The organism is Cognaticolwellia mytili (genome assembly GCF_002104475.1).
In the GTDB taxonomy this organism is placed as follows: Bacteria; Pseudomonadota; Gammaproteobacteria; order Enterobacterales; family Alteromonadaceae; genus Cognaticolwellia; species Cognaticolwellia mytili.
The window spans coordinates 690136-716197 of the sequence record NZ_NBOF01000002.1 but is presented as its reverse complement, the minus strand read 5'-3'; the positions used below and the strand labels follow the sequence as shown (position 1 = coordinate 716197).

Here is a 26062-nt window from a genome sequence, read left to right as displayed (position 1 = left end):
AGGCAAAATAATTAAAGTACAGATATGGAATTTACTAATGGCTGAATCAACATCGGAAAACTCAACGGAACAGACGGCAAAAGCGCTTGACCCTTCTAATCTACTAAAAGACGAGCTTGATCAAGTCAGTTACTTTTATAATGTAATTGTCGAGTTTTTTACCAATTATAGTTTTCAGTTAGTTGGTGCTTTCATCATTTTTATTATTGGTTATATGTTTGCGGGGAAAATAGCTAAATTGGTTTTACGCTTATGTGAGCGACATAAACTAGATGTTACTTTAAGTCGTTTTTTAGCTAATACCAGTAAAATGTTAATTGTGGTGATGATTACCATTATTTCTCTAGGGAAACTTGGTATTAGCGTGACACCCTTTATTGCTGCAATTGGTGCTATTTCATTAGGTGCGGGTTTAGCATTACAGGGCTTGTTAGCGAACTATGCAGCAGGTTTTAATATTATCATTATTCGTCCATTTGTTGTTGGCGACACCATTACGGTGCAAGGCGTTACAGGGCTAGTTAAAGAAGTTTTGTTAGCTTACACAATATTGTCAGACGAAGACAATGTTGAGATAACTATTCCCAATAAGCATATCGTTGGTGAAGTATTACATAACTCAAAGCATGACTCATTGCTGGAGTTAAGTGTTGGCATTGACTACAGCGAAAACCCATTAGAAGTTGTAGCAATGCTTGAGGATGTTATCGGTAAGCTTGATATAGTCAGTGATGTTCGTAAGCCATTAATCGGGATTGATGCCTTTGCCGACAGTGCAATTAATATCGCTGTACGTTTATGGACACCTACAGAAAGTTTATACAGTGCAAAATATACAGCATATAAAGAAATTTACTTAGCACTTGAACATGCAAATATTAAAATTCCATTCCCTCAACGCGATGTTCATCTTATTAAAGATGCAGTGTAATTAATGATCAGTTTTCATTACCTAAGTAATAACTATTTATGGCGTTAAATAAAGCTCGCTTAGATAGGTTTCTTGCGCAGCATTGCCAAATAAGTCGCCGTAAGGTACGACTTATGCTGGCGCAAGATCGTGTTTTAGTAGATGATCGTATTGCCCATGATATCGATGAGATTATAGACACTTTTAGTCATGTGACATTAGACGGACAAGCGATACAGGCGAACAGCGCCTATTACGTTATGTTACACAAGCCTGTCGGCGTAGTTAGTGCTACAAAAGACACTATTCACAAAACCGTTATTGATTTACTCGATTCTGCCTTTAAAGATGAGTTGCATATCGTTGGTCGCCTTGACCTTAATACTTCAGGTTTAATGCTGCTGACTAATGATAGTCGTTGGTCTGAACGCTTGATGCAGCCAGAAAGTAAGATTAGTAAATGCTATCTTGTGACGTTAAAAAATAAGCTAACAGCAGATTATATTGAGGCTTTCGCTAACGGCATGTATTTCGAATATGAGGGTCTCACAACTAAGCCTGCGAAATTGACCATACTTTCTGACTATCAAGCTGAAGTTGAACTTGTAGAAGGAAGATATCATCAGATTAAGCGCATGTTTGGTCGTTTTAGAAACCCTGTTGTGGCATTGCATCGGCATAGTATCGGAAACCTACAGCTCGATAGGGAGTTGCTTGAAGGACAAAGTAGACAATTAACTGAAATTGAGGTTAATAATATTAATAAATAGATTTTCAATGCCTCATTATTTATCATTGAGAAATTATAATAAGATGTAATAAAAGGAAAATTGTGACTAAATATATTATTTTACTTATTGTGTTGGGTTTGATTGTGAGCTTTTTTGTACGTAATAACGCAAATCGTGAAGCAGCTAAAGTTAATGCAGTAAAAGCTGCGGAGTTTTTAAAAAAAAATAAAGAAGCAGAAGGAGTTATTGAAACAGCTTCTGGTTTACAGCTACAGGTGTTAAGCACAGGTGACGGTGAAGTTCACCCAACAGCAAACTCAAAAGTAAAAGTGCATTATCATGGTACGTTACTCGATGGTACTGTTTTTGACAGTTCAGTGGAAAGAAATGAGCCTATCAGCTTTGGTTTGAATCAAGTGATTAAAGGTTGGACGGAAGGTCTACAATTGATGGTTGTTGGTGAAAAAACACGATTGTTTATTCCTGCTGAGCTTGGCTATGGTAATAGTGCTGCTGGGAAGATTTTACCGGGTTCGTTACTTATTTTTGATGTTGAATTATTAGCAATTAATTAATCGTTTGAAGGGCTATATTATTTAAATGATTTCCGGCTTAGTTGCTCCTATTTAACTAAGCCTTATTCTTTCCCTGTATCATCAAATAATATTTTTACTCTGATCTGAACGCTTCAGCGCTTAAGTGATGTCGGTTAAGTAATTTGTAGAACTCCGTTCTATTACGTTGTGCTATTTTGGCGGCTTGAGAAACATTACCTGCAGTTATCTTCAGTAATTTTGCTAAATAGTCTCGTTCAAATTTATCTCTTGCTTGTACAAAAGATGGTAAAATAGCTGTTTTATCACGTAAAGCATTTCTAACCAGCATCTCGCTGAGCAAGGGTTCAGTTGATAAAGCGACAGTTTGCTCGACAACATTTTGTAGCTGTCGAATGTTTCCCGGCCAATCGGCACTGATTAAAACTTCCATAGCCTCTTGTGAAAAACCTGAAATGTTAATATGAGATTGCTCAGTTGATCGAGTCAAAAAGTGTTGTGCTAGTAAAGGGATATCCTCTCTGCGTTCCGATAATGGTGGCAAGACCAATTCAACAACATTGAGTCGGTAATATAAATCTTCACGGAAGGTTTTATCGATAATTGCCTGTTGTAAATTTTTATGGGTAGCGGAAATGATTCTGACATCAACTTTAATATTTTGGGAACTTCCTACCGGTCGAACTTCTCTTTCTTGCAAAGTGCGGAGCAACTTAACTTGAAAATTCATCGGCATATCGCCAATTTCGTCTAAAAACAGAGTACCGCCGTCAGTCGCTTGGAATAGCCCTATATGATTCTTTTCAGCACCAGTAAAAGCTCCTTTAGTGTGGCCAAATAGTTCTGACTCTAAAAGCTGTTCAGGAATAGCTGCGCAATTAATGGCAGTAAACTTTTGGTCATATCGGGGGCTAGCTAAATGGATTGCTTTTGCTAGCAGCTCTTTACCTGTCCCGCTTTGACTATGAATTAATAAACTAAAGTCACTTTTAGCAACTTGCTTGCTTTGTTGCAGCAGTGACTCCATGACCGTGCTACGACTGATTATTTTATCTCGCCATTGATTATCAACTTGATTGTGGTTAAGTTCCGCAGGTTGTAAACGAATTGCTTCTTGAACAACTTCCAATAGCTCTTTACTTTCGAAAGGCTTAGTTAAAAAGCTGAAGACGCCTTGTTTAGTGGCATTAATTGCATCGGGTATTGTGCCATGTGCCGTCATTATGATGACAGGTATATGTGGATGTCGTGCTCGGATTTGTTCAAACAAAGCCATGCCATCCATTCCTTCCATTTTCAAATCACTAATAACTAAGTGAGGATGAAAACTTTCTAATCGTCCTAAGGCTATTTTGGCATTTTTTGCTGATTCAACATGATAGTCGGCAGCAGAAAGGCGAATACCTAGTAAACGTAATAAACTAGGATCGTCATCCACGATGAGGATCTTATTTTTACTACTATCTGTTGTAGGGCTAAGGGGATTCATTAAGTTATCTCTATATCTAAAGGTGATATTTCATCTACGTGATCTTGCTACTTATAGTTAACGTGAACTCAGGTTAGCTAGTAACAAATTAACTAGTGCTCGCGCTCATCAATTGTTTGATCTATTTTTTTTAGTTGAATAATGGTTTGCTCAAGTAATGCTAGTTTGTCTATTAATGCATGCCGCTTTTTCAACGCTATTTTTTGTTGTTCCTGTTGCTGAACTAGTAGCCGATTGTACATTAGTAACTGTTGATTTAGCTGATCACGCAATAGAGAAATTAAAGCTTGTTCTTGTGGGCTGATATCAGAAAAAGCTATATTATTTCTTTTTTTTGTCATTTGATTGAGTAAAGCTTTAGCGCTAAAGCTATTGTAAATAGGTGATTTTGGTAAGCTATAAAGTAACAATAATTTGATCTGACTATCGTAGTCATGTTTTGATGATTGACTTGGTAGTATTGCCACTTTATCTTGTAATTCTTCAACTTCTGCTATGAGTTCAAGCTCAGTAAGTTGTTGTAAATCAAGATAGTACTCACCATAACTTGTACTGCCACCTTTTGGTTCCGGTGTGGTGGTCAACTCGCAGCCAGAAAGTAAGAAAAGACTACTTAATAGTAGAAGCGACAGAGAAAAGTAATAATTAATAAGCATTAATCATGCTCCTTTTGCGTAAAAGCACGTGGCAAAGTTATTTTAATTTTTGTGCCTGCTTGTTGCTTTTGATTGCTGATTATCGCTATATGACCATTAAGCCTGAGTATCAACTCTTTTACGATTGTTAAGCCTAAACCACTGCTTTTTACGTGGCTATCTGCTGGCGGCGGTCCTTGGAAAAAAGCATCAAATACTTTACTTTGATGTTCATCGCTAATGCCCATACCTTGATCGCTGACAGTTAATAGTAATTGACCTTCTTGAATTATGGTTGAAATGACAATAACTCCTTCATTTGGCGAGTACTTTATTGCGTTAGATAATAGGTTATCGATGATTACGGCGATTTGTTTGCAATTACTCACCAAATAAATACTGCTGAGTTGCCGTTTGATATTAATTTTCTTACGCTTTATATCGAGTTTTCGATCGGACAACACTTGAGTGATAGTATCATCAATGAGCATTTGCTCTGAATCTTGTAGACTGGTTGAATCGAGCACTATATTAAAATCGAGTAAGTTCTCTATATGCTTTTGTAAACGAAAGACACTTTTTTTAATGATATGAGAAATCTCTTGCTGCTCAGCATTAAGTTCCCCAACACTATGATCATAAAGTAATTCGGTTCCCTCTCTAATGGCGGCTAATGGTGTCTTCAATTCGTGCGATATATGCCTTATAAAGCTAGATTTTTGCAGTTCAAGTGCGTGTAAGCGTGTGCGCATGTTTTCCAATGCTTGCGCTATTTCTTGTATTTCTGGTGAACCAATGAGCTGTATTTCCTTGTCAAATTGCCCTTGTTGCAAACGCAAAATGCTTTTGGTTAATCTTTTTAGTGGCGTGGTGATAAGAAAAATAAAGACTGCCGCAATTAATAAGCTAACTGGGATGATAACTAAGCTCCGGATCATGATATCGCGAGTGGCTTGTGCCGCTTGTTTGATACGATTGACCTGCTGAGCGTTTAATACATTACTGTGTCGACTAATTTGTTCATAATTCTCTGTGAGCAAATTAAATTTCTCTTGAATAGGTTGTAGAATATCGACATCGTTTGATGGTTTTTTTTCTGCATTAGGAATGGTGACTTTTACCAAATATGTGACTGTATCAACATAAGTTTCAACCAGTTTTTGTAACTCTTCATCGCTGCTAGCAACAATAAACTTTTGCGTTACCATTAAAATTTGCTGGCTTTGGTTAAGATAGCTCTTCGCTAAAGCAGCATCTCTTAATACTAAGTATTGCGCAGCGCTGCGCTCCATTTTTATTTGGCTACTTTTTAACATCTGTAGGCTATCAAGAATTTTTTTTACATCAATAATTGCCTCTTCACTATCTTTAGCAAGGGTGTTTACTTGGGAAGCACCAAATAATAAGGAAATAACCAGAGGAATGGCAACTAAGCTAAAGCCCAATAAAGTTAGTGATCTTATTGAAAGGTTTAGAATAGATAGGTGTTTAGGGTGCTTTTTAGCTTTTATTAGTTTCACGTTAAAGGCTTTGTCATGTCTCGTTGAATATAAGTTATGTCGTAGTTTTAGCTAAATTTAACTAAAAAACAATAGTGTCTCTTATTTGAGACTTATGGTTTTACGGAGGTGGTTATTTTGTTACCTTTTGATTTTAAAGGTTAAATGTTTGTTTTGATGATTGTTATAAATGATTGATAAATAATAAACTGTTGCTAATAGGTGACATGTCTTGGCATGGTTTTTATAATAATCCTTTGTATATCATACGGTTGCAATGTTGGTACGACGTATGCAAAACCTTCAAATGTAAGTGGCATAAGCCATGGTAGGCATATTAATTGATGTGCTGTTAATCAAATAGAAGGATTCAATCATGAATAATATTAGCTTAAAAAAACTGTCAATCATTGTTGTTGCTGCATCATTAACGTCAAATCTTGTTTTCGCAAATAATGACATCAGTAAAGTGCTGCCAAAAGTCGAGAAAACTTCTTCATCATTTTCCCAACTTGTTGCTAGTTATGATGCAGATAAAAACAACACGTTAAGTGTAGATGAATTAGCTAAAAATGCCACGCTAAGTAAAGTTTTCACTAAAGTAGATGCTAATGGCGATAAACAGATTAGTGAACAGGAATTTAATCAGTATATTGAGCACATGAGAAAGTCGCTATCGTAGTGCTATTTATTGCTGATTAACAGCTCCCTTTTTTGCCGACTGTAAGCGTTAATTCCCAGCCAATCAGTCGGCTTTTTTATATTGAAATCTAAGGTATTCCAGAATGAATAGTCAGTCTATTGAGCAACCTTTATCTCGTTATGTGCGGATTGATAAATGGATCTTTGAAGTTAAAGCCGTTCGTGCAATACGTGTTGATGACTTTGGCAAACCTTATTCAGCAACTGCTAATTTTACCCTTAATGGCAATAATGCATATATCGATGGACTGTTAACACGTGAGGGTGATGATTTTACTCGCGAAGACCGCCAAGCTTTTGAAAAATTAGCGCAACAATTGTCAGTGGAAAGTGTCAGTTTTGATCGTTTCAAGCAGAACCGTAGAGTTTCAGATACAGTAAAAATAAGACAGTTAAATCATCCTAAAACGCAATTAAAGCTAGTAAAATCATAATCTAAACTGTAAATTAATTACTATAGAAAAAAATATTAATTATTTTCAAGAGTTGTCAAATGAGATCCGTTAAGGTTGAACAAGGCTATATTACGCCATCAAAAGTTGTTTGTGTTGGACGTAATTATGCCGAACATATCAGTGAGCTAGAAAATGAAGTTCCTGATAATATGGTGATTTTTATTAAACCCAATGCCGCCATAGGAGTACAATTATTGGCATTTCATCAAGAAGGTTTACATTATGAAACTGAACTTTGTTTTTTATATCGACAGGGTAAGTTTTGCGCTGTTGCTGTCGGTTTAGATTTAACTAAAAGAGCCTTGCAGTCGAAGTTAAAAACACAAGGTTTACCCTGGGAACGAGCGAAGGCCTTTAGTGGCTCTGCACTTTTTAGTGACTTTATTTCTATTGATTTTATTGATCAAGAGCTTACAGTGGCGCTCGATATTAATGGTACACGTCGACAAACTGGGTCCGTTGCTATGATGTTGCACTCTCCCCAAGAGATACTTAAAGAGATATTATCTTTTATTGATTTAGAAGATGGCGATATCGTGATGACAGGCACACCTGCAGGTGTTGGTGAAATTGTTACTGGTGATCATTTTAAAGCGCAAGTGCTTTTGGCTGGAGAGACTTTGATTTCTATAGACTGGCAAGCTCGATAAGGCTTATTTGCCGTTAAATTTATTGGTTAATACTATTCTTCAGGTACAAATATGAGAGAATAATGGCTACTATCCTTTAAAACTTTAAGTGCTTAACAATGAAACGCGTTATTCTCTACACCATGAACAATTGTCCCCATTGCCAAACAGCTAAGCGTTATCTAGAACAGGAGGGGATTCCATTTCGCCTATGTAATATAAAAACGCCAGCAGGGCAAAAAGAATTTTCTAAATTGAATAGACGTGGCGTACCAATAATAAAAATTGCCGATCAAGTACTGAATGGTTTTAATGTTAAAGACTTTAATCAAATCTACAAAAGTTAGTCATGCACTATCAGGTTTTGAATAGTTGATTTTCGCTATCGTTTAATTATTTTTTTTATGATAGCGTAATGTTAAAAGTAAAATTGCTATAAGCCATGGATGCGAGATGAGGAAAGCTTTACAAGTTTACTGCGTTACTCTTATTCTTTTCTGTTGTAGCCATATGGTTGGTGCGGTTACCAGTGATAAGTTTCATTTTAGTGATATGGGCGATGAAATATATCTTCAGCCTTGGCTTTCTTATCAAAAAATTATCGGTATGCAATCAGCTACCGACTCCTATAACGAATCCCAGTATCTTTGGTGGCTAGTTCGAAAAGCACAAACTGAAAATCTGATTTATTTTTACGATGACTTTAATGCGACCGTCAAGCAAGCGATAAGCCTTATTACCCCACAAACACCATTAGTTATCCAGGCACATTTAAATTTATATCAAGGAATTATCCATCAACGCCAAGGTAATTATTCACTTTCAGAAGAAGTGTTGACTAAGGCTTTATTGCTTACAAAAAAAGGGAAGTTACAACATTTATATGCTTATGCTAAACAAGAGTTAGCTTATACAAAAACACTTACTGAATTATTCGAAACTTCACTTATTGATATTCAAGAAGCTTATGTTGAAGCTTTTGCTTTAAAAGATCAGTTCTTAATTGGCTCAATTAATGAAACTTATGGTGCCATTTATGGTTATTTACAAGACTATGAAAAATCTATTGAGTATTACCAACGAGCGCTGGAAACTTATCGGTACTTAAACTATCCGGCACATATAGCTGAAGCTATTTATGGTTTGGCATCAACTTATCGATATTGGAAGAAATATGATTTAGCTATCGAGTATTTTAAACGATATCAGCAGAGTATTGATTACACTCCAAATTTAAATATTAGTTTTTTTTCCGCTTATGGCTTGGGGATGACCTATGCTGAAAAAGGTGACTGTGAATTAGCGATTGCTATGATCGATAGCGCATTAAAATTAAAAGGACTAGTTGATTACAATGCTGAATTATATAAACGTAAAGCAAGTTGCTTGATCGCTCTTGGGCACTTAGACGCCGCAGAAAGTGCACTTTTTAATGCTGCCAGTGAATTCTCAAAAGTGCCTGAGATTATGGGGACGGCATGGCAATTGGAAGTGGTAAAAATTTCAGGTGAATTGGCACGTGCTCGTGGAGATTTTAGCTTAGGTTATGAAATGCTTGAACAATACTATCGTCAATACACTAAATTGCTCATAAATAAGTCATCTGATCGGTTGTTGAAAGTTAGAGCTAATTTAGAAGCTGAGCGTCAAAAAATAACATATGCACTAGAGAAAAAACGTTCAGAAGTAGAACTGTTAGAATTAGAAAAACGTAAGAATATGAGTATACAAGAAGTTTACTTTAATATTTTTATTATCTGTACGAGCCTAGTAGTACTGATTATTATGTTAGTACAATATAGAAATAACCGGAAAATGAGGCTACTAGCGATAAAAGATTCTTTATCGGGCTCATTTAATCGCCACTATGTTTTTGAATATTTAAGCAAAGCTATTACTGGGAGTGATCCTGATAAAATGCAATTGTCGATTGTGTTAATCGATATCGATGACTTTAAACATGTCAACGATAAATTTGGTCATCCAATTGGTGATGACGTCATTTGTTGTGTTGCCGATATAGGAAAAAAAGTATTTTGCCGAGGTAATGTTTTTGGAAGAATAGGCGGAGAAGAATTTTTATGTATATTGCCTAAAACTCGCATTAGTGAAGCAAAAAAAATTGCTGAACGTTTCTTAAGTTTAATTAATCAAGCAAAAATGATTTCAGGCCATCAAGATAAGGTGACGGTGAGCATTGGTATTGCCGGGTTATCTGAGCAATGCTCTGACGAAAAGCAGCTTTACATCAATGCAGATCAAGCATTATATAAAGCAAAGCATTTAGGTAAAAACCAAATAAACATTTTTTAAACTCAAATTTGTTTGAATAATGCACTTAACCCTAATTCTGGATAAGCAGCACTTACTCAATACTTTCTTTTAATCCACGTTTTGCCATTGGAAATGGTATAAAGTAATGCATTGATAGTATCTATAATGACATTTATCTTGCTATAGTATTTACTTCACTACCTAAGTCTTTGATCTACTTTAATATCAAGCACTCATTATCCAGAGCTTAGGTTACTTACTTTTTTGATTCTATTAGGGATAAAGATGACGAAAGTTAAAATTAATTGCGTTCAGCCAATTAAAATATCAGAAAATTTATATAATAAATTGCTATTACGCAAAAGTGACTTTGTTCTAAGTGCTTTATTTAATGATGATTTTTCTATTTCTTGGATCAGGAAATTTGTTGGTGAGTACTATAAATTTAAATCATTTCGTTGCTTAAATTGTATCGACAATATTCATTCGGCTCAGCTATCAAAAGAAATACTAAGTAATAGGTATTCTCTGGAAGAAAAATCGTTTGGGCAATATTTAGTTGAGGATGAAACCTTAGTTGACGTTGTTTTCGATGAAAGGTTCTGGTCATTTGTTATTGTTTATGAATTTTCTTTTGATATCCCTGAAATGGAGTTGCGTCACTTTTTGCAGCTTAATACAGAAGTCACTTCATTTGATGACTTTTATAACCAAATAAGAAACTTAGTTGTTAATTCCGAAGATAATAACGATGGTGTAAGTTTATGGGGAAACACTATCAGAAATAAAGTGGTAACAAATATTGAAAACATTATTTGCGACTCTCTGAGCATTGATAAGGAAGCATACAAAAATGCTTCAGAATTTTCAGTAGAAATTCGCCGAAACACCGGGAACTTTACGTTTTATGTTATAGATTCAGCGCAAAACGAAAACCTAAAGAGAGCGTTAATAAGGTGTAATAAAGGTGCGGAAAAAACCATCAAATCACCGGTGGATATTAATATTGGGGGCCAGTCTTACTATGGATTTTATGGGCGATTTCATACTGTAATGACAGAGAGTTCAACCAATATTGATCGTTATGCGCTTATTCAATACCACATGCAATATATGTGGTTCCAACTTGGAATTATTTCTGAAGCATTAACAAATTTAAATAGTGTAATTAGAGATTTAACGATAGACACTAAACACCACGATGAACAAGAAGCGCTAATAGATGAGTATATAAACTTAATAAGTCATTTAATTATTCACAATGAAAATATTAAATTGACAATCGAGTCTGATAAAGCGGCTATTTATAGCGTAATTGAGAAAGTTTGGAATATTGAAAGTAGTATCGAAAACTCCAAAATGTATGTTGAGTTTTTTAAAGAGTATTGCCATCGAATATTTACTCGTAAATTAGCAAAGTCGGCGAAAAGGCAAAATAAAATACTTTTCGGAATATCAATTTTACAAATTGTTGCACTATTGAGTGTTTGGAATGATTATTTAGATTTTTCCTCAAAAAATCTTACAGATAGTTATTTGATTTTTAGCCAAGCAGCCTTGCCAATCCTACTTTTGTTAATTGTGATTGTTTTATTTATTAGTGCTTGGAAGGGAAAGTAATGTTTCTCTTAATGAAAACAAAGTAATTAACAGAAAGCGGCTTATATCGACAATTGAGATATTATAAAACATAAAATAGCATCATGAAGAAGTGGCAAATTGCTGCGACTAAAACAAAAATGTGCCATATTGCATGGCTATACTTTTTACTTTTTTGAACATAAAAAATTGTACCTAATGCGTAGATTAGACCGCCTGAAGCGAGTAATACTAATCCACCTATATTTAGTTGAGCATCGAGCTTGTTTATTATCGTTAGCGAAATAAAGCCCATACCTAAGTACGTTGCTAGCGACAATTTTTTATACTTATTGCCGAACTTTATTTTGAATATAACGCCTAGAAGAGCAATTCCCCAAATGATTGCTAGCATCAACATACCAATATCATCCGCTAATGTAATTGCCATCAGTGGTGTATAGGTGCCAGCAATTAATAAATAAATTGCGCAATGATCGAGTAGTTTGAAGATCTTTTTAGCTTTTTCATTAAGTAGTGCATGGTAAAGTGTTGAAGCGCTAAATAGTAGGGTTAAGCTAGTGCCATAAACGGCAAAGCTGATAACTTTCAGCGTATCACTCTGTAGCCAAGCAAGGGTGACTAAAAGTGTTAAACCGGCAACACTAAGTAAAGTGGCTAGGCCATGGCTTATGGCGCTAGCGATTTCTTCAGATAAATCGTAGGCTTGTGTTTGCACGTTTAACCTCCTAGTAATTTAAGCGTACAAGTGTACGCTTAAATGTATAGTAACAAAAGCTATGTGCCGAATCTATACTGTTTACTATAGTTTGATGAATAGCCGTGACTTTCTTGTAACGACTACTCTATAAGGTGTTTTTTTTGTTTTAGACTATTGAAATATAGCTTAATGCTCGTGAAATGAAAGAAGACATACTTGTTATTTCAAGCTTGAATTTAATTGTATTCTCACCAAAAAAAAGTGAGGCTGTAAAATGTAAACCACGTAGAATAGGTCATACTTGAATGAACTCCAGAGTAAAATTTTCCTGCTATTTTGTTACGCACCTTTTTGTTTATGTAAAGTGATAGTGGTGGGCAGTATGTAGTACTTTACTTAAAGAATAGTAGGTTGTTATAAAAAATAAATAAAATCAACACTTTCAATGAGTGTGATGATGAGGTTTTGCCTTGCTCACCACCAACTATATGTTATACCATTTTAACGATAATTTGTTTCAATAGCTTTGATGGTGCCATCAGTTTTTAATGCTTTTAATGCATTGTTTAATTTTTCTACTACGTCATCGGAAACTGCTTTGTTTAACGCCAGAGACATGACCGTTTCTTTGACTACGAATACGGATTTAAGGCCAGAAACATTTTCTTTTTTTGCATTGTAAGGCCCTAGAAGGTGGCCTGATGCCCAAAGATCAATACGACCACCTTGCAGCTTTTTAGCATTCATTGCATCATTACGAGTAAGATGCAATTTAAAGCCTTGTTCGATGAGGAAATTAGTGAATGCATCGCCGGTATAGGCACCAATTTTATATTTTTTAGCATCTTCTAATGAAGTTATTTTAATTTCTTTACCCTTCATTGAAAACAATACCCAATTATTTTCAACTAAGGGCCCAACCCATTTGAACAATGGATCTCGTTCATCAGTTCTCGTTGTTGAAAATACGCCGTAGCCTGGTTTTTTCAGTGCCATATCATAATGACGCTTCCAGTTACCTAGTGCTAACGTGTAATCTATACCTGCTTTTTTAAACATAGCATCGACAGTGTCGGTGGCAATACCAATAATTTCGCTGCGCTTTTTTTCACTAGCTTTACCTGACTTACTCATATTGAATGGAGGATAATTTTCAGTAACTAATTTTAAACTTTGTGCGCTTGCGGGTATCGCTATTGTTACAAATAACCCGATTATTAGTGTGCGATAAACTGTTTTTAGTGTCTTCACATTTATTCTCCTGTTGTTTGCTAAGTATCAAATATAGCTATTAGTTTTTAGGTCTTATTTTTTTAAAATATTGGGTCGACTTAATGAACCTTAAACTTTTCCATGAGTTGTTTTAATTCCTCAACATATCGTAGTGATTCATTGCTAATGTCAGATGTTTTTCCTGCTAGTTGAACACTTTTTAAAGATGCATCTGACATAGTTAGCACATTATTATTTAGTTTCCCGATGACCTCACTCTGCTCTTCAGAGGTTTGTGCTATTTGGCTGTTCATGTCAGAAATGTTACCAATGGATACTACTATTTCCTCAATGGTTTCCCCTACGCATTGAATTTCTTCAACACTTTGGGATGTGTATTCGTGACTACGAGCCATAATCTCTACAACTTTGCTGGAGGAAGTTTGTAGTTGCTCAATCATACTGTCGATTTCAGTTGTTGAGTGTTGCGTGCGTTGGGCAAGAGAGCGAACTTCATCAGCTACTACGGCAAACCCTCGGCCACTTTCCCCTGCTCTTGCTGCTTCGATTGCGGCGTTAAGTGCTAATAAGTTGGTTTGTTCCGCTATGGCCTGAATCACTTCTGAAACGGCACCAATATTACTGACTTCTTGCTCTAATTTTTTTACTACGTTGGATATGGTGTCAATTTCTTCTAACAGTCCATGAATAACTTTTATTGCTTGATTGACTGTGAATTGGCCCTTATCAGCTATTTTTGTTATTTCTTCTGTGTATTCGGCTGCTTCACTAGTACCACTGTTAACTTGATTTGTATGCTCAGAAAGGTGATTACTTGCTCCTGTTATTAGATCAATCTCTGCTTGCTGGCTTTGTAGCTCTTCGTGCATATTTCCGATAAATATTTGGCTTTGATTTGTGCTATCAATCAGATGCTGAGAGGTATCATTAACTTTGCTAATAATACCTGCTAATTTTTCCATGAACCGATTAACTTGCTCAGCCAGTTTACTAATTTCATCATTCCGGCGCACATCTAACCTTTGAGTAAGGTCTCCCTCACCTTCAGCAATATCTTTGACTGCTAGAGTGATTGCTAATAATGGTGATAGCACCAAACCACGTAATAGAAACCAGATTAGGGTAACAATAACAATAGCTATCATTAATATTTGCGCTATTTGATTACGTAGTGAAGCTGCAAGAGCTTTCTCCATAGAGCGGCTATCAATGCCGATTAATAATTGCCCAACTGGATTTTTTTCATCCTCTTCGATATAAAAAAGGTCGGCAGAGATTGTGTAACTGGCTGATATAGCATCTTTTGTGTTATCAGAAATACGTCCATCCGTTTTCTTACTGCGCAGCGCTAAAATTTCTTCGCCATTTTTAAGCATAATTTGGCTGATAATGTTTGAACCTAATTCGGATTCTATATTTTTAATGACGATGGCAGTATCATAGTTCCAAACAGGGGCGGGTAAGCTGACACTTAAACGTTGTAGGGTTTGATTAGCTTGTTCTTTAATACTAGCTTGGAGGGATTTTGCTGTTTGTATGTAGTTATACCAACCAAAAACACTTAGCAACAAAGTTACAATGGCAACTACTGTCCAAGTAAACCTGACTCTTATACCATTAAACATTGAACCACCGTGATATTATTTTTATATGTTTTTTAATATAGCTTGTTTTTTTGGGGAACGTACCTCTGTTGTCGAATAGTTTGCTCTTTTGGCGCTTATCGACAGAGTAAATGTCCTGAATCAAGTTTTCACAATTGTTTTTTGATTTTTAATAAAAGTATGCTATCACTTCTATTATTCCTTTTGTGGGGAATTGCAGGCTGCTATAAGTTCAATTGACTGTGCTAGTTTTGTAACCAGTGCTAATGGTGAATGTGGACAGTTTTATAGTTTAGATCTTGAGGGGAGCTCTTTATAAAGAGTGAGGTTTAAAGAGGATGTTTTATATTATCTTAGTAAGAAATAATAATTAGACTCTACCTACTTCAGTGAGCAACAGTTCAATAAAGTAGGTCTAATATTCAATTAATTAATGAAAAGTCACAAGCAAAAAACGAAATATAAAAACGTACTTGTCTATACTACTTGTAAAATTTACTGGTAATGTACTTGATACTAGAGGTTCAAGCTGGCATTAGGTGATGTAGATTCCTATAAAGCTAGGTCAATAACCATCTCACGCAATTCATCTTTTGAAATAGAGTTATCATGATTCTTATCGAAACGATTAAAAATAGTTTCACACATGCGTATACCCTTATCTTGAAGCAAGCATTCGATCAACTCTACAAATTCACTTCTATTGATTACGCCATCTTTATCTTCATCAAACACTTCAAATAGTTCATCAACCCACTGATTTAATTCCATCAGTTATCCTCTTTTTGGCGAAATATATCTACTACTGACTTTATCGTTATTTTAGCAATATGTGAATGATTAATTATGTTATTTCACGTATTTGCTTGTTTTTGCTGCATTAGGCAATTTTTTATCAATAGTGATCGTAAGGTTACTTAGTCATAGATAAAGGTAAGTTACTTAAAAAGTCAGGAATAGATCACAATATTCAATTTTACAAGAGTAAAACGACCTAGCTTTTATTTTTTGTACAATTATGGTTGTGCATATATCGTACTTATTTTTCTATCTATTTGAATAAATTACTTATTTTTATTTGTTATAACTGTTAAATAAATATTTCTTGAACAACGCTGTTGGCTATATTATATTCAACTCAAATATATTGTATACAATATATTTGAGTGTTATGGAATTAATAACAAATAACTATGAGTGCATTTCAATGCACCAGAAGGGATTAACAAATGTCGAAAATAAAAAATAAGGCTTTTAAACCATGTAAATCGCTTACTGCAATTGCAGTAAGCGCCGCTATTATGTTGACATCGCCAGCAGTATTAGCTGCAAGTGATGTTCATGGTCAAGCACGAGGAACAATTGTTTCATCAGGTGTCGATCTTTCTAATGTTTCTGTTGTTTTAAAACATGAAGGTAAAGGAATCACTCGTAAGGTAACAACCAACTCCGTTGGTGAGTTCACTTTAAAAAGTTTGCCCGTTGGTAAATATACCGTAACTATTTCCAAAGATGGCTACCAAACAGCTGAAGTAAAAGGGTTATCTATAACTATTGGGCAAACATCTGATCTTGGAGATATCTCTTTGAGTGATGACTCAGTTGAAGTTATTGAGATTAAAGGTAGTGCGGTAGCAAAAATTGATTTAGAAAGCTCACAACAAGGTGTAGTTTTTAATGCTTCTGAATTAGCTTTATTACCAATTGGTGAAGATCTTTCATCTGTTGCGGTTTTAGCTCCAGGTAATAGCATGGGGGCAAGCGGTATATTTGATGGTATTGATGGCTCTGATGGGCGTTTAGTTAGCTCAGCTGGTGGCTCTGTTGCTGAAAATGGTTATTACTTAAATGGTTTTAATATTACAGATATTCGGTATAACGCCATTATTTCTGACTTTTCTTGGGAAGCCATAGATCAAATAAATGTTATTAATGGCGGTATTCCTGCTCAATATGGGCGTACGGTCGGCGGTGTTACTAATATGGTTGCCAAAACGGGTTCGAATGAATTTTCGTTTGGCGGTAAACTTGATTGGCAGCCAGGTAGCTTGGGCGGCACTAAACCAGACTTTAACTATGTTAAGGCTGATGGGACTGATTGGACAAACCATTATCGCAACTCTGAAACGAAAGTTGATAAAAAAGAGCTTTCACTTTGGGCAAGTGGTGCATTAATAGAAGATAAAGCATTTTTCTATGTTTTATATGCGCCATCGAATAATCAAAGTGAGTGGGCTGATGCTGGTACAGGTACTACAGAGTTCACTGAACGAGAAGTAGAAAAAGATAACTTATTTGTAAACCTTGATTGGCAAGTATTTGATGACCATGCGGTAAACTTTGTTTATATGGATAATCAACGTGACTCTATAGATCATGATTATTTCTGGTCTCCTACAGCAGGTAAAGGTGATTTAAAAGCAGCTAGTATTGCCGACCTTGACCGTAAAATAGAAACCGATAATAAAGTCTATATTTTTAGCTATAACGGTTACATTACTGATGATTTCTCTGTTTCTGCTAGCTGGGGACGCATGGAAACGACTAATGATCAACGTCGTGGTACACCTGATCAATTTTGGGTTGAAGACAGACGAGGTGGCACAAAATTAGTGACTAATACGGTCGGAACTTATAGTAATTATAACGAAGATACTCGTGATAGCTTACGTTTTGATTTTGAGTGGGACATTACTGAAAATCACACATTGTCGTTTGGCTATGAACAAGATGACACTAATTCAAAAACTACCGGCCGTGGCCACGGTCCAGCAGGACAAGAATTTTCACGCTCTCGAGTATATAATGCCGCCACTGAGCGCACACGCTGGTGTACTGGTGGTAATTCATGTGTCGATGGCAACTTTACTATGCCTGTTGGTGAATATTACTATTCTCGACAGTTTGATAAAGATGCTGATTTTGATGGCGAATTCTCAGCCTATTACATTCAGGATACTTGGCAAATAACCGACCAGTTAGTGGCAACTATTGGTGTACGTAATGAAGCCTTTTCAAATACCACGAGTAATGGCGAGAAGTGGATTGATATTGATAATCAACTTGCTCCGCGTTTACAGCTAAATTATGACATAACCGGTGATGGTTCTCAGAAAATTTTCTTTAACTACGGGCGCTATTACCAACCGGTAGCAGCACGAGTAAGTGAGCGTTTTGTTTCTCCTGAAACAGATGTTCACTCATTCAGTCGAGTTGATAGTTTTGACGAAAATACTGGTGCTTTAGTAACGGGCCCAGTAGAAGGTTACCAAGTTGTAGGTAACGGTGAAGTTCGCGATGGTGCTATTTTTGCAGATGCGGATCTCGACCCTATGTATTTGGACGGTTACAACTTAGGTTATGAAATCGTTGTCGATGATAATTGGGTCTTAGGTGTTACTGCAACGTATCGCGATCTAAAAGTATCTATTGAAGATTCACAAGTGGATGGTTTTGCCGGAGAAAATGGTTGGGGTGTTTTACAATGGTGTGCCGATCAAAATAAAGACTGTTCTGGCTTTGAAAGTGTTGCTGGACAAGTTTGGAATGGTGGTTCAGCAAGGTTTATTAACCCAGGTGCAGACTTAACAATCTGGGAAGACTTTAATGGCGATGGTACGTTAACTAAAGAAACAATAGACGCTTCGTACTTGGGCTATCCTAAAGCAAAACGTAAATATAAAGCGATTACGCTGAGCTTTGATGGTGATGTAACTGAAGAACTTCATATTGCTGGTTCTTATACGTGGAGCCGCTCTGAGGGGAATACAGAGGGCTTAGTACGCTCTGATAATGAACAACGCGATCCTGGCTGGACACGTTCATTTGATGAACCGCAAATTGTTGAAAATGGTTATGGCCGTTTACCTAATGATCGTCCTCATAATTTTAAAGTTTGGGGCACATATCAGCTAACTGAAGATCTTGTTGCTTCATTTAATTATAGTTTGTTTTCAGGGGCACCGATTAACCATTTTGGTTACCATGAAGATTTACCTGGTTGGGGCGCAGAATATTTCCGTAAAGACGAAAAAGTTGTAGCTCGTGGCACTGCTGGTCGTTTAGGCAGTACTCAAACTCTGAGTTTAGGTTTAAATTACATGACCGAAGTGTTTGATGGCCAAGCTTTATTTAGCTTACAAGTTGTAAACCCACTTGGCTGGGATGATGTGACAAGTGTTAGGCAAATTGGTGAAACTGCATCGGTTCAAGATTTAGGTGATGATGATGCAATCACAGCTAATGATGATGCTTTGTGGAATACGCCAACAGGATGGCAGGCACCTCGCTCTGTCCGCTTATCTATGCGTTATGACTTTTAAAAACTAAGCACATAATACAATCTACTGAAGTCAAAGCCGCTAACTCTCCCTAGCGGCTTTTTTTATCTTAACTCTCCGCAATTTCCTTTTGTTTGTATTAATAAAGTTATTTATTTTTCTTATTAATCAATGGTTACTGTTTTATTTATAAAAAATTATAAAAACATGTAATAAAGTTGCAAATGCTAAGACTATGTATGGGACGTTTTAAAAGGAAGGCTAAAATGAAATTAAATTGGAAAAGTGTTTTCACTGCGAGTTTACTTATCTCAGCAACCAGTATGACTAGTACTGCGATTGCGCAGAGTACTGAAAATCAACAACTCAGTTTGGAAAGTTGTCATGTAAAAGGTATCAGGCAACAAGTGCAGTGCGGTACTTTAGCAACGCCAGAAAATTATACTCAGTCAAATGGCGTGAAAATTGATATTAACTTTGTGGTTTTACCCGCAATAGACAGTAGTCAGGAAAAGTTGCCGTTAATGTTTTTAGCTGGCGGTCCTGGTCAGGCGGCGGCTGAATTAGCCGGACAAATTTATCAAGGTTTTGGCGAGATCAGAAAAACGCGTGACTTGATCCTTATTGATCAACGAGGAACGGGTAAGTCACATCCTTTGCAATGTGATGAGTCATTAGAAATTGACCCTTACACCAGTGTTCCAGAAGACTTTTCGGTTACCGATATCGAGCAATGTTTATCAAAACTTAACGGTGAGTTAAGCCAATATAATTCAGAGAATGCAATTCGAGATTTTGATGCTGTGCGAAATGCACTTGGTCATCAACAAGTTCATATTTATGGCGGTTCGTATGGTACTCGTGCAGGCCTTGTTTATATGCGTATGTTTCCAGAATCAATAAAAAGTGTCGTACTTGACAGTGTTGGTCCTATCGAAGTGCCTATTGGCATATTTGGCCAAAGTGCAGCGCAGTCGTTTACTAAACTCATCGATAATTGTCAAAATGACGAGAGCTGTGCAAGGCAATATCCTGAGTTGGCTAAAGAATTTACAGAAATTAGTGCAAAGTTATCTCAAGCACCGATTACCGTTGAAATATCTCACCCGAGACTGGGGACAAATACAGAATTAACCATCAGCAATGATAAATTCCTTTCTACCATTCAAATGCAGCTGTATTCAACGCAAACGCGCAGTTTAGTGCCGCTGTTGATACATCAAGCTTACTTAGGTGACTTTAAACCACTAGCCGGACTTATTGCACAAGGTGAGGGCGGTATGGGTATTTACATCGCTTTGCACTTTAATATTGTTTGTAACGAAGATTACCCTAAAATTTCAGCCAGCATGAAAGCTGAAGATGCAGATAATAATTTTGCTAAAGGTATGAGTTTAGAGATGATTGGTAAAGTGTGTGCCGCTTGGCCGACATATCAGCCAAGTAATGATTTTTATCAAACGGTTACAGCCGATATTCCCACTTTAATATTATCAGGTGAGCTTGATCCTGTCACACCCGCCAGTAATGGCGAAAAGTCAGATAAAAACTTACCAAACAGCCATCATATTATTTCTAAAAACAATGCTCACATTGTTGCTTCAACTCCTTGTGGCATCAATATTGTTAACGAATTTTTAGAAAAACAAACACCAAACGGACTTGATGAGTCGTGTCTAGAAGAAATTCCTGATGGAACATTTATGACAGGTTTAAATGGCAGTTCAATGCCAGCAGTCGTTAAAGCATCATCAACTCAAATAAAGGAATAAATGATGATTGAAGTTAATAACTTACACAAAAGCTTTGTTAGCAAAAAGAATACCGTTAAAGCGTTAGATGGTTTGTCTTTTACTGCCAAAGACGGAGAAATAACTGGTGTTTTAGGCCCTAATGGCGCAGGAAAAACGACTTGTTTACGTACATTGTATGGCTTACTTAAGGCAGACGAAGGCTTTGCCACCATTGATGGTATTAAAGTTACTGAAAAGCCACTTGAAGCGCGAAAACGCTTAGGTATTTTCCCTGATAAATTCGGCTTGTATGAACGATTAACGGCCTATGAGCAAGTTGACTATTTCGCAAGTATTCACGGTATGCAAGGCGCAAATAAACATGCAGCTATTGAGCAAATCTTTAAAGATCTAGAAATGGGCGAGTTAGCGCATCGCAGAACCGCTGGTTTTTCACAAGGTCAACGAATGAAGGTAACTTTGGCTCAAGCCTTGGTTCACCAACCAAAAAACTTTGTGCTTGATGAGCCTACACGTGGCTTAGATGTGATGAGTACGCGAATTTTACGTAACCATTTAGCTAAATTTAAAGAAAAAGGTCATTGTATTTTATTCTCTTCTCACGTTATGCAAGAAGTTGCTGCGTTATGTGATCGCGTGATTATTGTTTCTGGTGGTAAACTTGCAGCGCAAGGTACACCACAGGAGTTATGTGATTTAGCGGGAGAGAAGTTACTTGAAGATGCATTTGTGAAATTAATTGGCTCAGATGAAGGAGTAGCGGCATGATGCAATTGAAAGCCTTAATGGTAAAAGAGTTTAAAGAAGCTTTTCGTGACAAACGTGCACTAATGGTGGCGATGAGTATGGCATTATTGATGCCTATTATGATCGTGGTGATGTTAAAGGTCGCAATTAAAGAAGCGGTAGATAATCCTGCAGTCTATGTGAAATACACTGGCGAACAGCATGCGCCTAAATTAATTAAAGCGTTAAAAGATAAGAACATTCTATCTTTTGCTGATGTACCTGAAGATGAAGAGCGCAATTGGAATGAACGTAATATTGAATTAACCATTCCTGATAGTTTCAATGAGGACATGGCAAATGGCATGCCTGTTGAATTAGTCATGCGTGCTGACTATAACGAAAAATCGCTAGCAACTCCTCTTCGTCGTATTAAAGATGTGATTAGGGAGCACTCATTGACTATTGGTTATAAAAGGTTATTAGTACGTGGTGTTGATGTCAAATTATTACAACCGATTAAATTGCTTGAACAGGATACTTCCTTACCTAGCAGTAATGCGGTAATGATATCGCTGATCTTAGGCGTTTATTTGATGATGGCCGCATTTATGTCAGGTCTTTCAATTGCCATAGATTCAAGTGCTGGTGAACGTGAACGTAATGTATTAGAAATGTTGTTATGTCAGCCGGTTAGCACCTTAAAAATAGTCTTGGCAAAGTTAAGTTGTGCGAGTTCTATTGCAGTTATTTCGATTATTTTGATGTTAATCTTAACGTCTGTAGCGATGAACTTTGTTGATCTTACTAAAATCGGCGCAACTTTTAGTATTGATGCGACAACTTTCACGACGTTATTATTATTGTTAATCCCTATTTGCTTTCTTGCAGCTTCACTGCAACTGTTTTTTTCTTTTCAGGCGAAAAGTTTTAAAGAAGCACAATCGACGGTAACTATGCTGATTATGGCGCCAAGTATGATCCCTTTTGCGTTAATGATGATGGATGATAAGCCCGCTTGGGTAAGTTGGATGCCCATATCAGGTCAGTCAATGCTAATGGAAGACGTTTTCAAAGGCTTGCCTGTTGATTGGAGTGCTTTATTGTTTACGAGTGTTGCGACCCTTACAGTAACTGCAGCTTTTGTATTAACCTTAGCAAAAAAATTAACTTCTGAAAAAGTGGTTATGTCACTGAGTTAAAGTAAATTTTTGAATTGAATAAAATGAATAACTCAGTAGAATTAGACCAAACAAAACAAGACTGTTTTCAAGCGGTTGAGCTACATCTGGGTTATTCATTGAACAATCAACAAACATTTACTCAGTGGATTTCTGAGCATGAGAAGTTACTACGCCATATTATCAATGGCTTCGAAGCAAAGGCGGCTATTCAAGAGGAGCTTTTTCAAGAAATAGCATTAAATATTTGGCGTGCACTACCAAGTTTTCGTGCTGATGCTTCTGTTAAAACCTTTATTGCTCGTATCGCTCATAATGTTTTGGCCACTCATGTAGCTAAAGCCGTTAAGACGATAAAAATAGAACGCAATTTTGATACATCAATAGCTCATGATGAGCAGCAATGCGCGCAACCCACACCTTATCAATTATTAGATCAAAATCAACGGCAAAAAAAGCTTGTCCAAGCCATTCGCCAATTAAAACTTGAGCAACAGCAAGTGATAACTTTGGCGCTTGAAGGTATGAGTTATCAGGAAATAGCTGATGTATTAGCAATAACCACGAATTTAGTTGGTGTAAGGTTACAACGCGCAAAAATGGCGCTAATGCAGTTGTTGGAGGCGAGATGAACGAAGACAAAGATAAAATAAATATTGCACTTGAAAGTGAGCAACCTAAAAGTGAGGATGTTTCTACAGAAACAGTATTTGTTCGAAAAAATGAACTGGGTGCTGAAACATCTGATGATGCCTGGGCTGAGCTAACTCAAGATTGGCAAGCACAACCAACGCCGAAAACAAATATTAGTGCTTTAGTAAAGCGTACACGTAAGAGAACTCGGCAAGCAAAACTTGTTTTTGTGTTAGATATAACTTTCGCGTTGGCAATACTATTATTTTTCTTTTACGGTGTTTACGATGGTCAATGGGGGGAGCCGACTAATATTTATGCTGGTTTAGGAGGTTTAGCTGCCTGCATTTTTGTTTACTTTGAAACTAAAATCCGCGTAGCTACTTGGTCACATTTATGTGATAGCCCTGAAAAGGCAATCGATAATGCTATTGCAGGCAGCGAATCAGCGATAAAATATCTGTTGTTCTCGAAAATTTCTCTGTTACCACTTTTGCCGTTAATGAATTGGTATATTTATGCCATGGGAAAATCTAGTGATAAAGCAGCTTGGATGCCGTATATAATGATAAATGGTTTTATACTCGTCGTGTACCTTGTGGTGGACCTTCTTCATAAAAAACGTAAAAAAGAATATAAACAGCTTTTGTTGATGAAATAACTATAAAAATCAACATATCACGCCATATATCGAATTTAATTTCTATATTTTACTTTTTTGTTGTTTTAAATTTGTTGTTTTTGCGCTTTTAAGCCAGTATATTAGTTTCAATTACAGTTTGATGGTTTCGTTAAAAGCTTTTATCGCGAACCTCAAATTATATTTGATTGTTAAATGAGCTAAGAGAGCGTTGTTTTATCATATACAACCCATACAAGTTCAGGCAAAATATGCCGCAATTATTTTTGACCTTGCTAATGTTAAGATAACAGAAAGCACTTTATTGCCACTGGCAGACTATTTGAGGAAATAACATGTTTACACGTGATATGAATATTGCAGATTTCGATCCAGAACTTTACCAAGCAATGAGTAATGAAGTTGTTCGTCAAGAAGAACATATTGAACTTATCGCTTCTGAAAACTACTGTAGCCCACGTGTACTCGAAGCTCAAGGCTCACAGTTAACCAATAAATACGCTGAAGGTTATCCTGGTAAGCGTTACTACGGTGGTTGTGAGTATGTTGATGTTGCTGAGCAGCTAGCAATTGATCGTGCAAAAGAGTTATTTGGCGCAACTTATGCAAACGTTCAACCACATGCTGGTTCACAAGCAAATGCTGCTGTTTTCCAAGCATTAGTTTCTCCTGGCGGTAAAGTTTTAGGTATGAGCTTAGCTCATGGTGGCCATTTAACGCACGGTTCACACGTGAACTTTTCAGGTAAATCTTATGAAGCAATTCAATATGGCTTACACCCGGAAACTGGCGATATCGACTATGTTGAATTAGAGCGTTTAGCGCTTGAACATAAACCAGAAATGATTATCGGTGGATTCTCTGCTTTCTCTGGTATTGTCGATTGGGCTCGTATGCGTGAAATAGCTGATAAAATTGGTGCATATTTCTTCGTTGATATGGCACACGTTGCTGGTTTAATTGCTGCAGGTTTATACCCTAACCCTGTACCACATGCGCATGTTGTAACAACTACAACTCATAAAACTTTAGCTGGTCCTCGTGGCGGTTTAATTATTTCAGGTTGTGATGATGAAGCTATTTATAAAAAATTAAATAGCGCAGTTTTTCCTGGTGGCCAAGGTGGCCCATTAATGCACATCATTGCTGCAAAAGCGGTAGCCTTTAAAGAAGCATTATCGCCTGAGTTTAAAACATACCAACAAAATGTCTTAGCAAATGCTAAAGCTATGGTTGCGGTGTTACAAGAACGTGGCTATAAAGTTGTATCTAATGGCACAGAAAATCATTTATTGCTTTTAGACCTTATCGATAAAGATATTACAGGTAAAGATGCTGATGCGGCATTAGGCCGTGCACACATTACAGTAAACAAAAACTCTGTACCAAATGACCCACGCTCTCCATTTGTTACTTCTGGTTTACGTTTAGGTACGCCGGCTATCACACGTCGTGGCTTTGGTCTTGAAGAAACTAAACTTATCACTGGGCTTGTTTGTGATGTTTTAGATGACATCTCAAATGAAGATACTATTGCTAAGGTACAAACTAGTATTAAAGAGCTTTGTGCACGTTTCCCTGTTTATAAGTAATTCTACTTATTGATGAACAAAGCAATTATTGCCTTGTTACATTGAAAAGTCTCTTAAAAATGGCCACTATTGTGGCCATTTTTATATACAGAATGTAGGGTGTAGTGCGAGTGTATGGATGCGCAGGAGCGTATATATACAGGGCTTTCTCTGACATTTTTCCTTTAAAGACATTAGTGCACTCGGTAATTTCTCCGTGTATCACACTAATAACTTACCCCCATATAAGAACATGCACGTCG

23 protein-coding genes are annotated in these 26062 nt (G+C 36.6%); 16 read left to right on the top strand and 7 right to left on the bottom strand.

From position 1 onward, the window contains the following. The first annotated feature begins 37 nt into the window (after positions 1 to 37). From B7C41_RS08025 to B7C41_RS08015, 3 genes are all read left to right on the top strand, one after another. On the top strand, positions 38 to 931 hold the full coding sequence (locus B7C41_RS08025; RefSeq protein WP_085298269.1) for a mechanosensitive ion channel family protein: 894 nt from the start codon (positions 38 to 40) through the stop codon (positions 929 to 931). A 38-nt stretch (positions 932 to 969) separates the two neighbouring features. Further along, entirely contained in the window at positions 970 to 1680 is a 711-nt protein-coding gene (locus tag B7C41_RS08020) for a pseudouridine synthase (protein ID WP_085298268.1), read from the top strand. A 62-nt stretch (positions 1681 to 1742) separates the two neighbouring features. Next, positions 1743 to 2216: an FKBP-type peptidyl-prolyl cis-trans isomerase gene (locus B7C41_RS08015; RefSeq protein ID WP_085298267.1), complete on the top strand. Its 474-nt coding sequence runs from the start codon at positions 1743 to 1745 to the stop codon at positions 2214 to 2216. A gap of 94 nt (positions 2217 to 2310) precedes the next feature. On the opposite strand, the gene B7C41_RS08010 is transcribed toward B7C41_RS08015, so the two are convergent. From B7C41_RS08010 to B7C41_RS08000, 3 genes are all read right to left on the bottom strand, one after another. After that, complete coding sequence (locus B7C41_RS08010) at positions 2311 to 3684, bottom strand: sigma 54-interacting transcriptional regulator (RefSeq protein WP_085298266.1); 1374 nt, start codon at positions 3682 to 3684, stop codon at positions 2311 to 2313. Between the two features lie 92 nt (positions 3685 to 3776). Then, entirely contained in the window at positions 3777 to 4340 is a 564-nt protein-coding gene (locus tag B7C41_RS08005; RefSeq protein ID WP_085298265.1) for a hypothetical protein, read from the bottom strand. Then, positions 4340 to 5839: a HAMP domain-containing sensor histidine kinase gene (locus B7C41_RS08000; protein ID WP_085298264.1), complete on the bottom strand. Its 1500-nt coding sequence runs from the start codon at positions 5837 to 5839 to the stop codon at positions 4340 to 4342. The genes B7C41_RS08005 and B7C41_RS08000 overlap by 1 nt, the downstream gene beginning before the upstream one ends. A gap of 355 nt (positions 5840 to 6194) precedes the next feature. Between B7C41_RS08000 and B7C41_RS07995 the strand changes: the two genes are divergently transcribed. The 6 genes from B7C41_RS07995 (at position 6195) to B7C41_RS07970 (ending at position 11498) form a co-directional block, all read left to right on the top strand. Continuing rightward, complete coding sequence (locus tag B7C41_RS07995; protein ID WP_085298263.1) at positions 6195 to 6500, top strand: EF-hand domain-containing protein; 306 nt, start codon at positions 6195 to 6197, stop codon at positions 6498 to 6500. Between the two features lie 103 nt (positions 6501 to 6603). Next, positions 6604 to 6954, top strand: a complete 351-nt coding sequence (locus tag B7C41_RS07990; protein ID WP_085298262.1) for a hypothetical protein — start codon at positions 6604 to 6606, stop codon at positions 6952 to 6954. Between the two features lie 59 nt (positions 6955 to 7013). Further along, positions 7014 to 7625: a fumarylacetoacetate hydrolase family protein gene (locus tag B7C41_RS07985; RefSeq protein ID WP_085298261.1), complete on the top strand. Its 612-nt coding sequence runs from the start codon at positions 7014 to 7016 to the stop codon at positions 7623 to 7625. A gap of 98 nt (positions 7626 to 7723) precedes the next feature. Continuing rightward, positions 7724 to 7951 (top strand): glutaredoxin family protein, encoded by a 228-nt coding sequence (locus B7C41_RS07980; RefSeq protein WP_085298260.1) that lies wholly within the window; start codon positions 7724 to 7726, stop codon positions 7949 to 7951. 106 nt (positions 7952 to 8057) lie between these two features. Continuing rightward, complete coding sequence (locus B7C41_RS07975; RefSeq protein WP_085298259.1) at positions 8058 to 9917, top strand: tetratricopeptide repeat-containing diguanylate cyclase; 1860 nt, start codon at positions 8058 to 8060, stop codon at positions 9915 to 9917. Between the two features lie 246 nt (positions 9918 to 10163). Next, positions 10164 to 11498: a hypothetical protein gene (locus B7C41_RS07970; protein ID WP_085298258.1), complete on the top strand. Its 1335-nt coding sequence runs from the start codon at positions 10164 to 10166 to the stop codon at positions 11496 to 11498. Between the two features lie 61 nt (positions 11499 to 11559). Here B7C41_RS07970 and trhA read toward each other — a convergent pair whose 3' ends face one another. The 4 genes from trhA to B7C41_RS07950 all read right to left on the bottom strand — a co-directional run bounded on the left by trhA (position 11560) and on the right by B7C41_RS07950 (position 15785). Beyond that, complete coding sequence (gene trhA / locus B7C41_RS07965; protein WP_235839648.1) at positions 11560 to 12195, bottom strand: PAQR family membrane homeostasis protein TrhA; 636 nt, start codon at positions 12193 to 12195, stop codon at positions 11560 to 11562. A gap of 483 nt (positions 12196 to 12678) precedes the next feature. Continuing rightward, entirely contained in the window at positions 12679 to 13428 is a 750-nt protein-coding gene (locus B7C41_RS07960) for a substrate-binding periplasmic protein (protein WP_085298256.1), read from the bottom strand. Positions 13429 to 13508: 80 nt separating this feature from the next. Next, entirely contained in the window at positions 13509 to 15035 is a 1527-nt protein-coding gene (locus tag B7C41_RS07955) for a methyl-accepting chemotaxis protein (RefSeq protein ID WP_085298255.1), read from the bottom strand. A gap of 531 nt (positions 15036 to 15566) precedes the next feature. Next, on the bottom strand, positions 15567 to 15785 hold the full coding sequence (locus B7C41_RS07950; RefSeq protein WP_085298254.1) for an EF-hand domain-containing protein: 219 nt from the start codon (positions 15783 to 15785) through the stop codon (positions 15567 to 15569). A 458-nt stretch (positions 15786 to 16243) separates the two neighbouring features. Here B7C41_RS07950 and B7C41_RS07945 point away from each other — a divergent pair, with 458 nt between their 5' ends. The 7 genes from B7C41_RS07945 (at position 16244) to glyA (ending at position 25820) form a co-directional block, all read left to right on the top strand. After that, positions 16244 to 19336 (top strand): TonB-dependent receptor, encoded by a 3093-nt coding sequence (locus B7C41_RS07945; protein ID WP_085298253.1) that lies wholly within the window; start codon positions 16244 to 16246, stop codon positions 19334 to 19336. Positions 19337 to 19560: 224 nt separating this feature from the next. Beyond that, positions 19561 to 21066, top strand: coding sequence for an alpha/beta fold hydrolase (locus B7C41_RS07940; RefSeq protein WP_085298252.1), 1506 nt, complete (start codon positions 19561 to 19563; stop codon positions 21064 to 21066). A 3-nt stretch (positions 21067 to 21069) separates the two neighbouring features. Further along, positions 21070 to 21816 (top strand): ABC transporter ATP-binding protein, encoded by a 747-nt coding sequence (locus tag B7C41_RS07935; RefSeq protein ID WP_085298693.1) that lies wholly within the window; start codon positions 21070 to 21072, stop codon positions 21814 to 21816. Beyond that, the gene (locus B7C41_RS07930; protein ID WP_085298251.1) at positions 21813 to 22976 is read left to right on the top strand and encodes an ABC transporter permease; all 1164 of its coding nucleotides are present in this window, start codon (positions 21813 to 21815) and stop codon (positions 22974 to 22976) included. The genes B7C41_RS07935 and B7C41_RS07930 overlap by 4 nt, the downstream gene beginning before the upstream one ends. Positions 22977 to 22999: 23 nt before the next feature. Next, positions 23000 to 23587, top strand: coding sequence for an RNA polymerase sigma factor (locus B7C41_RS07925; protein ID WP_085298250.1), 588 nt, complete (start codon positions 23000 to 23002; stop codon positions 23585 to 23587). Further along, the gene (locus B7C41_RS07920) at positions 23584 to 24249 is read left to right on the top strand and encodes a hypothetical protein (protein ID WP_085298249.1); all 666 of its coding nucleotides are present in this window, start codon (positions 23584 to 23586) and stop codon (positions 24247 to 24249) included. The genes B7C41_RS07925 and B7C41_RS07920 overlap by 4 nt, the downstream gene beginning before the upstream one ends. Before the next feature lie 314 nt (positions 24250 to 24563). After that, positions 24564 to 25820: a serine hydroxymethyltransferase gene (glyA, locus tag B7C41_RS07915; protein WP_085298248.1), complete on the top strand. Its 1257-nt coding sequence runs from the start codon at positions 24564 to 24566 to the stop codon at positions 25818 to 25820. Positions 25821 to 26062 lie beyond the last annotated feature (242 nt).